General features: G+C 62.7%; 11 protein-coding genes and 1 pseudogene. All 12 read right to left on the bottom strand.

What is annotated here, in order from left to right:
* Window positions 1–247 (bottom strand): annotated as a pseudogene (locus tag IRZ31_RS15740) (hypothetical protein); the annotation flags it as partial.
* Between the two features lie 191 nt (window positions 248–438).
* A complete protein-coding gene (locus tag IRZ31_RS15735) occupies window positions 439–723 on the bottom strand; it encodes a zinc-binding dehydrogenase (RefSeq protein ID WP_297155314.1) in 285 nt (94 codons plus the stop codon).
* A gap of 59 nt (window positions 724–782) precedes the next feature.
* Entirely contained in the window at window positions 783–1,796 is a 1,014-nt protein-coding gene (locus IRZ31_RS15730) for a branched-chain amino acid ABC transporter permease (RefSeq protein ID WP_297155312.1), read from the bottom strand.
* Between the two features lie 82 nt (window positions 1,797–1,878).
* Window positions 1,879–2,769, bottom strand: coding sequence for a branched-chain amino acid ABC transporter permease (locus tag IRZ31_RS15725; RefSeq protein WP_297155310.1), 891 nt, complete (start codon window positions 2,767–2,769; stop codon window positions 1,879–1,881).
* A gap of 32 nt (window positions 2,770–2,801) precedes the next feature.
* Window positions 2,802–3,593, bottom strand: a complete 792-nt coding sequence (locus IRZ31_RS15720) for an ABC transporter ATP-binding protein (protein ID WP_297155308.1) — start codon at window positions 3,591–3,593, stop codon at window positions 2,802–2,804.
* Complete coding sequence (locus IRZ31_RS15715) at window positions 3,590–4,393, bottom strand: ABC transporter ATP-binding protein (RefSeq protein ID WP_297155306.1); 804 nt, start codon at window positions 4,391–4,393, stop codon at window positions 3,590–3,592. Before IRZ31_RS15715 ends, IRZ31_RS15720 begins: the two co-directional genes overlap by 4 nt.
* 100 nt (window positions 4,394–4,493) lie before the next feature.
* Window positions 4,494–5,729: an amino acid ABC transporter substrate-binding protein gene (locus tag IRZ31_RS15710; protein WP_297155304.1), complete on the bottom strand. Its 1,236-nt coding sequence runs from the start codon at window positions 5,727–5,729 to the stop codon at window positions 4,494–4,496.
* A gap of 370 nt (window positions 5,730–6,099) precedes the next feature.
* Window positions 6,100–7,587, bottom strand: coding sequence for a dihydrolipoamide acetyltransferase family protein (locus tag IRZ31_RS15705; RefSeq protein WP_112433653.1), 1,488 nt, complete (start codon window positions 7,585–7,587; stop codon window positions 6,100–6,102).
* A gap of 159 nt (window positions 7,588–7,746) precedes the next feature.
* On the bottom strand, window positions 7,747–9,099 hold the full coding sequence (locus tag IRZ31_RS15700) for a Xaa-Pro peptidase family protein (protein ID WP_112433651.1): 1,353 nt from the start codon (window positions 9,097–9,099) through the stop codon (window positions 7,747–7,749).
* A gap of 231 nt (window positions 9,100–9,330) precedes the next feature.
* Window positions 9,331–10,368 carry an alpha-ketoacid dehydrogenase subunit beta gene (locus IRZ31_RS15695; protein WP_112433649.1) on the bottom strand — a complete coding sequence of 346 codons (1,038 nt, stop codon included), beginning with the start codon at window positions 10,366–10,368 and terminating at the stop codon, window positions 9,331–9,333.
* The gene (locus IRZ31_RS15690) at window positions 10,361–11,284 is read right to left on the bottom strand and encodes a thiamine pyrophosphate-dependent dehydrogenase E1 component subunit alpha (protein WP_363325678.1); all 924 of its coding nucleotides are present in this window, start codon (window positions 11,282–11,284) and stop codon (window positions 10,361–10,363) included. Before IRZ31_RS15690 ends, IRZ31_RS15695 begins: the two co-directional genes overlap by 8 nt.
* 384 nt (window positions 11,285–11,668) lie before the next feature.
* Entirely contained in the window at window positions 11,669–12,367 is a 699-nt protein-coding gene (locus IRZ31_RS15685; RefSeq protein ID WP_112433645.1) for a FadR/GntR family transcriptional regulator, read from the bottom strand.
* Window positions 12,368–12,449: the final 82 nt, after the last annotated feature.

Genomic DNA, 12,449 nt, shown 5'->3' with positions numbered 1-12,449 from the left:
AATCAACCTGGGGATAGAGAAAAGCCCCTTCCAGGACCCAACCCCCAGGTCCACAGGCCAGGTCGAGGACATGCCCCCCCTCCGGGAGAGCCAGCTCCTCGGGGAAGATGCCCCCCATTGCCTCGATCGCCAGACGATTCTGCTGCATGAGGCGCGCCAGCTCGGCGGCCTGCTCGGTATCAATATGATAGGTTGAGCCTGCGCCGGCCTCTGGCCCGGCCACGTCATGCTCATCAGGGGAAGCCATGACTTTGCTCTCCTCTTCGCTGCAATGACTGCATTTCGATCAGATGATGAGACCACCCGCCACAGAGGCAGCAGCGTCATTCATTCTGCGCTATGTTGCACAAGATCTCTTCAGAGCCTGCCTGCTGGGCGGTCCCGCCTGTTTTGCCTCTTTGCTTGAGGATAGCAGAGCAAGGTAGCGTTTGGCAAGTCTCAGCTCAGTCTGACCTGGGCCTGGCCTTCCGCCAGGGCCAGCGCTGGGGTGGAAGCAGGGCCCGAGGCTTCGATCACCAGCTCCGGGCCTTCGCCGTCGGTCAACTGTCTCAGCGCCTGCAGCACATCCTCGGAACCAGCCTGGACCAGGTGGCTGGCCCCAAGTACAGCCGCCCGCTCCAGTCGTCGGGCCTCAACGTCGACAGCGATTAGCGGGGCTGGTTCCAGGGCATGAGCCGCCGCCAGGAGAAAGATCCCCATGCCTCCCAGGCCGATCAGGGTCATCGTCTCCCTATTCTTGTTCTTGCTTTTATCGCCTCAGAGCACCAACCCCGAAGAGAGGCTTAGACCGTCAAGCGGCGTCCTCGCACGCGACGCACCAGGCCCATGACGCCATAGGGGGCCAGGAGTGCCACCAGAATCAGGATGATTCCAAAGACCACACGGTCGAATTCCGGCGGCAGGGTGGACCCGAAAAAGGGCAGTTCTCCGGCCAGAATGCGCAGCACCTGGGCCGTCACCAGCATCAGCGGCACCCCAATCACCGGCCCCTGCCAGGTGCCCAGGCCGCCGACCAGACTCATCAGCACCACATCAATGGAAATGTCCAGACTAAAGGTCCCTTGCGGCTCAATATAGCTCGTATGGAAGGCATAGATCGCTCCGGCAACGCCGGCAAGAAAGGCTCCCAGCAGCAGGGCCTGTGTCTTGAGCCAGGTCGTACGCACTCCCAGGATCTCCGCCGGGTCCTCATCTTCACGAATGGCCACCAGGGCGTAGCCAAAGCGCGAATGTTCGATGATGAAGGCCAGCAGCACCGCCAGCAGCATCAGGCCCAGAAAGGCGTAGTAGAAAATCTGCTCGTTTGTAAAGGGGTCGAAAGGCAACGATGGCATATAGATCCCGCTGGCGCCGCCCGTAATGTCCAGGTTCGTGACCAGCACCTGGGTCAGGAAGCTGATAATGAGGGTCAGGATTGCAAAGTAGACCCCACGCAGGCGCAGCGCCGGCACACCCACCAGCAGCGCCGCCACCGTCGCCATGATCCCCGCCAAAGGAATGGTCAGCAAAGGATGGACATTGTACTGCGTGCAGAGGACCCCGGCGGTATAGGCTCCGACGCCAAAGAAGGTCACCATCCCGAAATTGAGATAGCCGGCGTAGCCTCCCAGAATATTCCAGCCCTCCGCCAGCACGATATACATATAGACCGCAGACAGGGTCGTCACCCAGTCCAATGGGATCAAGACGCCGAGCACCGCCAGCAGACCCACCGCCGCCGCCGCCCCCAGCCCGCGATAGAGCCAGCTCCGCCAGCGCGTCCTCGCTGTCGCCCGTTCAAGCAGCGCACTACTCATAGCAATCATCCTCTCGCTCGCTCTCGTTTCATCCTGTGTCTTGAGAGGGCGCACCCGGGCGCCTCGCCTCTGCCGGCCTGCCTCACAGCGCGCGGCTCTGGCTCCCAGCCAGGCCCTGGCCACGCACCAGCAGCGCGACCACCAGCAGCAGGTAGACAATGAAGTAGACATACTGGAAAGGGAAGAGGACGCTGCTCAAGGTCTCGATCAGACCGATCAGCAGGCCGGCCAGCAGCGTATTGCGGATGCTACCCAGGCCGCCGATGACCACCACCAGAAAGGCCCAGGCCAGCCAGCGATAGTGGTCCTGCGGATCGAAGGGAAAGATCATGGCCAGTGTCACGCCTCCAACGCCAGCGGTCGCTGTAGCCAGACCAAAGACCAGCAAGGAGAGGCGATCGGTGTCAATGCCTGAGATGCGAGCCGCATCCAAATTTTGGGACATGGCGCGGATGGCCTTGCCGTAGAGCGTTGAGCGCAGAAAGGTATCGAGGAGCAAGACGAGGACCAGAGCAATGGCGGCGGCAATCAGCCGCGGTACGGCGATGGCAATGCCATCGAGGGTTAGAGAGGTATTGGTATAGCTCACCGAGAGCACCTGCGTATCGGTCGTCCAGCGCAGGATCGCCGCCCCTTCGATAACCACCAGGACCCCGAAGAGCACCAGCAAGCCGGTCGTCTGCGAGGTGCGCGCCACGCGGCTGATCAGCAGGCGCTCTAAGAGAACTCCGATCAGGAAAAAAACTGGCACGGCGATGACGGCACTGATGATAGGGTCAAGGCCCAGGCGCTGTAGCAGCTCTAAGGCCAGATAGGAGCCAAGCATGATGAGGGTGCTGTGAGCGACATTGACCACGCCCATAATGCCCAGCGTCAGACTCAGGCCGAGCGAAATCAGAGTATAGACCAGGCCAAGCAGCAGGCCGTTGACCAGCGCCTGCACCAGCAGCGACAGGCTGACCGTTGTCAGCATAGCGCTTCTCCTTCTCTTCTTCTCTGCCCGCGCTAAAAGCGCAGCCAGCTTTTGATCAGGGCCTCCAGCCGGTCCTCAAAGGCCCCGCGCTCGCCCTCCAGATTGTTGCGACCATACTCCAGCGTGTAGATATAATCGGCCAGGGCCACGGCGGCGCGCACATTCTGATCGACCAGAAGAATGGTCCGCTGCTCCTCCTTAAGGCGGGCAATCTCCTCATAGACCTGATCGACGATGACCGGCGCCAGACCCACCGAAGGCTCGTCGATCAGGATGACACGCGGATCGGCCACCATCATGCGCCCAATTTCAACCAGGCGTTGCTGGCCACCGCTCAGGCTGCCAGCCTGCTTCTGGCGCCACTCTTTGAGCGAGGGATAGCGCGCGTAGACCCCCTCCAGCGCAGCGGCCAGGCGGCGGCGATCGCGCGCCAGGAGCCAGCCGCCGATCTCCAGGTTCTCCTGCACAGTCAGCTCAGGAAAGACCGAGCGTCCCTGCGGCAGCAGAGCCATACCCAGAGCCAGGCGTCGCTGAGGCGGCACCGTGGTGATCTCACGTCCGTCGAGCAGGATTTGCCCGCTGCGCGGCCTGAGCAGGCCATAGAGAACGCGCAGAGCTGTCGACTTGCCTGAGCCATTTGGCCCCAGCAGCACGGTCACTTTCCCCGGACGCGCATTAAGGCTGACGTTGTTCAAGACCAGGTCGTGGCTATAGTAGCCGGCAGTGACTCCGCGCATGCTCAAGCCAGCGTTGGCGTTCGACGCCAGTCCATTGGGCGAGGGCGCGCCAGAGCCTGCCGGCACGTCGGCGGCGTGCCTCATCATGACGGATGCCCTCCTGCCTGTTCAAAATAGGAAGAAGACGAAACTGGCGACGAGGGCGAGGTCTGGATCTGGGCCTGCCCCCCGGCATGGCCCAGATAGGCCGCGATCACATCGGGGTGCTCGCTGACCTCCTGCGGGCTACCGCGGGCGATGATTCGCCCATAGCTCATGCAGATGATGGTCCGCGCCAGGCTCAGCAGGTCGGGGATCTCGTGGCTGACAATAATAAAGGAGACCTGGCGCTCTTGCTGCGCCTCGCGGATGCGCTCCAGCAGCAGGGCCTTGATCTCGGGATGGACGCCACCAAACGGTTCGTCCATCAGCACGAGCCGCGGCTCTGTCATCAAAGCCCGAGCGAACTCTAACAGCTTCTGCTGACCGCCCGACAGCTCGCTGGCCGGCAGAGCCTGATAGCGCTCCAGGCCGACAAAGGTTAGCAGCTGGCGCGCTCGCTCCTGGGCCTCGGCACTATGTACGCGGGCATGCACCAGCGGCACCAGCATATTCTGGGTGACGGTGAGCGTGTGGAAGACGCGCGCATTCTGAAAGGTGCGGCTGATCCCTAACAAGGCTAGTTGATGGGGACGCAGGTTGCGCGTTGGGCGGCCCAGATAGCGGATCTCGCCGCTATCGGGTCGATAGAGGCCATTCAGCGTATTAAGCAAGGTGGTCTTGCCGGAGCCATTTGGTCCAATCAGCCCCAGAATGGTGCCAGCCTCCAGCGCAAATGAGACGCGTTCCAGCGCCACAATGCTCCCGAAGCGTTTCGAGAGGGAGTCGACCTGCAAGACAGGTTCCATCGTTGCTCTCCCGTTTCGACTCGACAGCGTGCCAGAGGGAGGGCCTGTCTCCTGGAGTCAGTGCCAGGCCAGGAGACAGGCCCTCCCGCCATAGGCGTCGCTACTGCAGTTGTGGCTTGGCGGTAGCCCGACTGGGTGGCCAGACTACCTCGTTCTTGCCGTTGAGATACTGCACCAGCACAGCATTGTAGCGAGGCATGCCGTACTGATCGAAGGTCAGCGGACCATTGACGGTGTTGAAGCGATGGCTCAGGACATAGGCCCGCAGCTGCTGCTGATCAAGTGTGCGTGCTCCCTCAACCGCTTGCTGCATGACCTGCAGAATGGTCATGGCGACGGCGGCGTACTGGCTGAAGACGGTTTCGTGCCGCACCCGCTGCAGCATGGTAAAGAGGTCGTTGATGCCGTCGTAGTTGTCGCTAGGCACAGCCATCGCCGTGGAGAAAATGCCCTCACCTGCAGGCCCCAACTGGGCCCAGTAGGGCAGCGAGGTCACCAGCGAGCCGCAGGCGCAGTAGATCTTTGGCTTGAAGCCGAGCGAGTAGGCGGTACGCGCGATGAGGGCCGCCGGGTTGGGCAGCGAGAGGGCGAAGAAGAGATCGACCTTGGCCGCTTTGGCCCGCTGGATGAGGCCGCTGACGTCGGTGGCCGTGGGCGGATACTCTTCATTGAGGACGATCTGCATTCCGCGCTGCTTGGCGAAGTTGATGACCCCACCCTGGCCCTGGTAGCCATCACGCACGGCCAGGGTAAAGGGATTCTGCTCGGTAACGATACCCACGCGCGTGGGTCGCTCGCTGGCCGGCAGGGAGTCGATCATCTCGAAGACGCCGCGACTGTAGTCAGGCTCCTGGTAGGTATAGGAGCCAATCATCCATTGGCTGCTCTTGAAAAGCTTGATGCCCACAAAACCGCCGTTCCAGAGGATCATGTGGTTGGCGGCGGCAATCGGCAGCACGGCCCCACCAATGGCCGTCGTATAGGGCGAGAGCAGAAGGTTGACCTTGTCCTGGTGAATGAGCCGCTGGTAGAGGCTCTGAGCGGTGGCCGGATTGCTCTCGTCGTCGTAAATAATCATTTTGACGGGATGGCCAAGCAGGCCGCCGTGGCTGTTGACCTGCTGGAGCCAGTAATCATAAGTGGCCTTGTAGTCAGCTGAGGGGCCGGCATAGGCTCCGGTCAGGCCGAGGGTGCCACCGATGACGATCGGCTGACCCGCTGGCGGCAGCCCATTCGATGAGCTGGTGCTGCTGCCAGCGTTCTGGGCGGCGCTGCAACCGGTCAATATCAGAACCAGCAGCACGGTTGTCGTGACGAAGAGACGAAAAGACTTCATGTCGTCCTCCTTACGCGACGCCTCGCGACAGAACAGCCGGGCTTGCCCGTCTCCGGCGGAAAGTCACCGTCCCCCCGGGCAGGTGGGCGCCTCTGCTCCATAATGTCTGTCCGCGTGGACGGCCCGAAATAGATTGCGCGTCATAAATCGCCCGATCCTGCTCTGCCCGACTGAGGGCCTGCCACAGAACAACGCTGTTCTTGTCGCTGCTCTGCAATGCTCTGCTTCAGTAAGGCACCAGTGAAGACAAAAACAGCTCCTGCTCGGTATTTAGTTTGTTCTTCTTTCTATCGACCTCCGCTCCTGGCAGTTGTCGTATGTGAGTGAGATCGCCGGCCCAAGCGAGGGGCCTTGCGACGAGGAGCCGGCTTCAGGCCAGCAGCTCCAGCGGCTCCTCCAGCAGCTCGGCCAGGGTAGCCAGGAACTGAGCCCCGCGGGCCCCATCGATGACGCGATGGTCGCAGGAGAGGCTCAGCAGCATAGTGGGCGCGACCACCGGCTGACCGGCGACGGCGATGACGCGCTCGCTGATGCGCCCTACAGCCAGGATGGCGGCCTGGGGCGCATTGATGATGGCGTTGAAGGCGTCGACGCCATACATTCCCAGGTTGCTGATGGTAAAGGTCCCTCCCTGCAGATCCTGGGGACGCAGGCGCCGGCTGCGCGCCCGTTCGACGAGATCCTTGCGTGCATTCACCAGGGCCGACAGGCTCAAGCGATCAGCCTCGTGGATGACCGGCACCACCAGCCCTTCATCGGTGGCGACGGCCAGGCCGATATTGATTGCTTCATGACGAACCAGGCGCCCATCTTGCCAGGAGGCGTTGATCTGGGGATGGGTCCGCAGAGCTGCGGCCACCACACGCACGAGCAGATCAGTATAAGTGACCTCGGGCGAACAGCGCCGCTGCATGGCTTGATGCCAGGCGAGCAGCCGCCCTGCCTGGACCTCACGCAGCAGGAAGAAATGCGGCACCTGCTGCCAGCTCTGGACAGTGCGCTCGGCCATGAGGCGCCAGACCTGGCTCAGCGTCGTTGTCGCCGCTGTCTCCTCGCTCACCTGGGTCGGCTGGGGGGCGACAGTAGTCGCTCTCCGCTCTGCCTGGATGGAGGCGGCAGCCAGGACGTCAGCAGCCAGGATCGCCCCCTCGGGGCCACTGCCGAGACCAGTGCGGGCAAGGGCCGCCAGATCCTGCCCCAGCTCAGCCGCCAGACGCCTGGCCTTGGGCGAGGCCGCCAACAGACGCGTTTGCCCGGACGAGCGAGCAGCAGACCCGCTCGTTGTCGGCTCTTGTATGCGATGGCTGGCCAGATAGGCCAGGACATCCGCCTTTTGAATGCGCCGCCCCTGGGGCTGGAGCTGACGCAGATCGACCTGATGCTCGGCAGCGATGCGCGCAGCCAGAGGAGAAACCAGCCTCCCCGAGCCGCGCGTATGCTCGTCCGTGAGCGCAGGGGAAGGGGGTTCCACTGTGAGCGGGCTGGTACTGGTCGGATTGGAAGCTGCCGCTGGCCTGACCGCCTCGCCGGCGTCCCTCTCTTCTCGATGCTGCTGCTCACGCTCAGCCGGCTGGCGCGCTGCCGCTGCCGTCGAGGCAGGCCCAGCCAGGGGCTGCTCACTGGGAGCCAGAATCAGGGCAATCTGCTGCCCCACAGGAATGTCCTCCCCCTCTCTGGCCGTGATCGCGCTCAGCAGACCCGAAGCTGGTGCCTCCAGCTCGACGGTCGCTTTATCTGTCTCAATCTCAGCCAGCGGCTCGCCCTGGTGCACCGGCTCGCCCTCGCGCTTGAGCCAGCGCAGAATCTTCCCTGTCTCCTGGGCCATTCCTAACGCGGGCATGATGACCCTGGTCGCCATCAGTGCACTCCTCTGCTCTTCTGTTGCTCTGATAATCGGTGTTCAGCTCAGGCGCGGTGACCCAGGGTCTGGCCTGCCCCCTGTCTGGGGGAACCTGGCACGATCAGGGCCGGCAGAACAGGCGAGCAGACCAGACCGGAACGGACCAGCGGGCAAGAGCTAGAGTGTATGACCTGCTGAGGTTGCTGCTGGCGCCGGCATCCGCGGTCCACCCTGGCCAGCAGCCGTGTTCAGATGCGACTGCACCTCACGAATGGGAGAGAGCGGCCCGTTGACGGTGTAGTAGCGCGTACCGGCCACAAGTAGCTCTTCGGCGGGGAAGCGCGTAATCACTTCACAGCCGTCCTTCGTCACCACAAGCTGCTCCTCAATGCGGGCCGCCGTCCAGCCGTCGCTGGCGGGCCAGAAGGTCTCGAGCGCGAAGACCATGCCCTCCTCGATGACCTCGGGGTGATCAAAGGAGACCAGGCGACTGAACACCGGCTTCTCCCAGATCGTCAGGCCCACGCCGTGGCCGAACTGCAGCGCGAAAGCCGCCTCCTCATTGGGGAAGCCGAACTCCTCGGCGCGCGGCCAGAGCTTGACGACATCGGCAGTGGTCACGCCCGGCTTAATGGCATTGATGGCCACATCGAGGATCTCGCGGCAACGCTTGTAGGCGTCCACCATCGCTGGCGAGGCACTGCCAACGGCAAAGGTGCGGTAATAACAGGTGCGGTAGCCATTGAAGCTGTGCAGAATGTCAAAATAGGCGGGATCTCCCGGACGCAGCACGCGGTCGCTAAAGACATGCGGGTGAGGACTGCAACGCTCGCCTGAAATGGCGTTGACTCCTTCGACGTGCTCCGAGCCGAGATCGTAGAGGACCTTGCTGACCAGGGCCACACACTCATTCTCGCGCACACCCGGGCGCATCCAGCGATACAGCTCCTCGTAGGCCGCATCAACCATCATGCAGGCGGTGGTCAAGAGGGTAATCTCATCCTGGGTCTTGATCATGCGCGCCGTCTGCATGAGATTCTGCCCGTCGGCGATGGTAATCCCTTCTTTCTGGAGGGCAAAGAGGACCTGCGGCTCAATGACATCGACCCCCAGCGGCTCATGCAGGAGGCCGCGCTCCTCCAGCTCGCTGCGGATCTTGCGCGCCACATCCTCGGCACGTCCAGAGCCGGGCGCCATCGCCCCGCGCATCGTCGAGATGCCCGCACGCGCCCGCTCCCCCATCCAGGGCGCATAGAGCTGATCATGGCGCGCCGCCGAGCCGAAGGTCCACAGAATCGGCTCGTCATCGCGTGGCAGCAGCGTAAAGCGGAAGAGCTTGTCCATGGCCCAGGTGCCGATGTGGGTCGAGGTAATATAGCGAATGTTGCTCATGTCGAAGCAGAGCAAGGCCCCTAGCTCGGACTCCCTGAGCAATTTTTGCACCCGCGCCAGTCGCTCGCGGCGCAGCCGCTCGTAGTCGACACGCACCTCCCAGTCAACGGCCATCGGTCCATACGTCTTGATCGCCATAGCGAGTTTCTCCTCCCTCAGAGTCGCAGCGCCGCGCCAGGTATTGCCCACCTGGCGCCGCACGCCTACGGATCAACGTCGATCGCGCTGACAAGAAGCTGTAACGACAACGGTCATGCTGAGATGCAGAACATCTTTGACTGGTCGCTTCCCTGCCGTTGACCGCGGATCTCGCCGCAAGCCTATTCATTCCCGCTGAGCAGGCAGGAGCGAGAGAGGGCTGGCAGAGTCTCAGGCTCTTCCACAGAGGGTTTTCGCCATCTCCACGACGGCGGCTGGCGTCGGCACGGTCAGATCCTCCAGAACAGGCGAGAAGGGTACTGGCACATCGAGGGCCCCGAGGCGCTTGACCGGGGCATCGAGATAGTAGAAGGCGCCTTCGCTAATGACGGCGGCAATCTCGGCGGTCACCCCGTAGCTCTGATAGCCCTCGTCGACAACGATCACGCGGCTGGTCTTCTTGGCTGACTCGATCAGCGTCTGCTTGTCCAGGGGCGAGGTTGTGCGCGGATCAATGACCTCAGCGCTGATGCCGAGCTGCTCCAGCTCAGTGGCGGCGGCCAGGGCCACCTGGACCATGCTGCTCGTGGCCACAATGGTCAGGTCGCTTCCCTCGCGCTTGATATCAGCCACGCCGAAGGGAATGGTGTACTCTCCCTCGGGCACCAGCCCCTTGAGCTGGTACATCATCTTGTCCTCAAAGAAGAGGACCGGGTTATCATCGCGAATGGCCGTCTTCAACAAGCCCTTGGCATCGTAGGGCGTTGAAGGCAGCACGACCTTCAGCCCGGGGATATGGCTAAACCAGGCGTGCAGGCTCTGGCTATGCTGGGCCGCCGAGCGGCGCGTGGCCCCGAGCGTTGTGCGCACTACCAGCGGCACCTTGAGCTTGCCGCCAGACATGTAGTGCACCTTGGCCGCCTGATTGACGATCTGGTCCATCGCCAGCGTCAGGAAGTCCCCGAACATGATGTCAACAACGGGCCGCATGCCAGTCATCGCCAGGCCCACGCCGATACCCGTAAAGCCGGCCTCTGAGATCGGCGTATCGATGACTCGCTCCGGCCCAAACTCCTCGACCAGGCCACTGAGTACTTTGAAAGGATTACCGGCTTCGGCGACGTCTTCACCTAAGAGGAGGATACGCGGATCACGGCGCATCTCCTCTGCGAGCGCCTCACGAATGGCCTGCCCGAGCGTGATCTCGCGCCAGCCCTCTGGCGCTTGTGGCACTTGTGGCGCACTTGCTGCGCTTGAGGCACTAGGCATAGACATGCTGGGCCACCTCTTGCGGATCAGGATAGGGAGCCTCCAGAGCAAAGCGCACTCCTGCCTCGATCATGGCACGCACGCGGCGCTCGATCTCAGCAAAGTGGCTGTCCTCGGCCAGTCCCTGCTCGCGCAGCCAGGAGCCGAGGAGCTTCAGGGGATCGCGCTGCGCCTTCCACCACTCTTCTTCTTCGCGGGAACGGTAGTAGCTGCGCTGGATGTCGCCGACATGATGGCCGTAGAAGCGGTAGGTGTTGCACTGGAGATAGGCCGGTCCTTCACCGCGCCGCGCGCGCTCGACGAGGCGCACAGCAGCCGCGTAGACAGCGCGCACGTCCTGTCCATCGACTTCCTCGGTGTGAATGCCGAAAGCCCGGGGGCGGGCCAGCATGTCGCCGGCGGTCGTCTCGCGATTGGGCGTGTACTCGTTGTAGAGATTGTTCTCGCAAACATAGATGACGGGCAGCTGCCAGAGCGCAGCCATGTTCATGGCCTCGTAGAGCAGGCCCTGCCCCAAGGCGCCATCGCCGAAGAAGCAGACCACAACCTGACCGCTGCCCCGCCGCTTGCAGGAGAGGGCGGCCCCGGTGGCGATACCAGCACTGCCGCCGACGATGGCATTGGCTCCCAGGTTGCCGCTTTCCTGATCGGCAATGTGCATAGAGCCGCCCTTGCCGCGACAGTAGCCGGGCTGCTTACCGAGCAGCTCGGCAAACATACGGTCGACGGCGGCGCCCTTGGCGAGACAGTGCCCATGACCACGATGGGTGCTGGTGATGTAGTCGTCGCGGCGCAGAGCCGCGCAGACCCCAACGGCCACCGCCTCTTCGCCGCTGTACAGGTGGGCCAGGCCCGGCATTTTGGCGCTCATATATAGCTCGTTCACCTGCTCTTCAAAGAGGCGTATGGTGAGCATCTGCTCGTAGAGACTCAGCCAAAATTGTCGCTCGCGCGCCCGGCTGGCTTCGTCAAGCGCCAGCGGACGCCCTTCGGATGAGGTGAGGTGCTCTGAGACCATCGTTGTGCTTCTCCCGCTCCTGACTGATGCGGCGTTCTCACTCAGCGCCCCGGCTGGCCCGCGGGCCTCACTGGCGACGCGGCTCCCCGGACATTGCTGCCCGGCCAGCCATTGTAGCCTGATGAGAGGACAATAGGATGAGTATATCTCATCAGCGATGACGAACAGTCTCAGCGCAGGGAGGAGCAACGGCCCGCCCCCCTCGACAGCCAGGCCAGGCCGTTTGGCCCGCTAAACTGCCAGGGGGGTCACCCCAGCAGAGGCGCTCATCAATTGCTGCGCCTAGCCGCGGTTGGCCGTCTCCAGATCCTGGCGGACCTGGTGCAGGTGCTCCTGCATGGCAATGCGGGCGGCTTCGGCGTCGCGGCGGCTCACCGCTTCCAGAATGCGCTTGTGATGATATTGGGCCCGCTCCATTGCTCCACCGATGCGCGAGATATGTTTGCGCTGCTCGCTGAGCAGATCGACGATCGAGTCGACAAAGGTCAGGATCAGGCGATTGCCCGAGGCTGTGGCGAGCGTGCGATGAAAGTCGTTGTCGGCGGCAATGTAGGCCTCGACATCGTGGAGACTGGCATCCATCTGCTCAACAACCGCGCGCAGGCGCGCAAGATGCTCTTCGCTCGCCCGTGCCGCCGCCAGGGCGGCAATGCCCGGCTCAAGTAGCTCCCGTAGCTCGACCAGATTGGCATAGCCGTCCTCGCGCCCAACACGCACCATTAGCTCTAAGGTCTGCTGCATGGCGCGCGAGGTGGCATTGATGACGATGGTGCCGCGTCCCGGTCGCATGTCGACCAGCCCCCGTTGAGCCAGCGTCTTCATGGCTTCTCGGACCGCCGTCCGGCTCGCCCCAAATTGCTCGCTTAGTTCGCGCTCGCTCGGTAGACGATCGCCGCTGCGCAGTTCGCCTCGCAGAATACGCTCCTCGATCTGTTCCGCAATCTGTTCGAACAGCTTGCTGGATTGAATAGGTGTGTACAATCCTTTCTCCGCTGCTGCCAGGATCTTTACCTGGTCAGAGACCAGATGGTATGTTTATCATACCAATGATTATAGTATAATC

Origin of the sequence: Thermogemmatispora sp., assembly GCF_019683635.1 — a bacterium.
Classification (GTDB): domain Bacteria; phylum Chloroflexota; class Ktedonobacteria; order Ktedonobacterales; family Ktedonobacteraceae; genus Thermogemmatispora.
The sequence above is the reverse complement of the archived record's forward strand: the minus strand, read 5'-3'. Positions and strand labels throughout refer to the sequence as shown.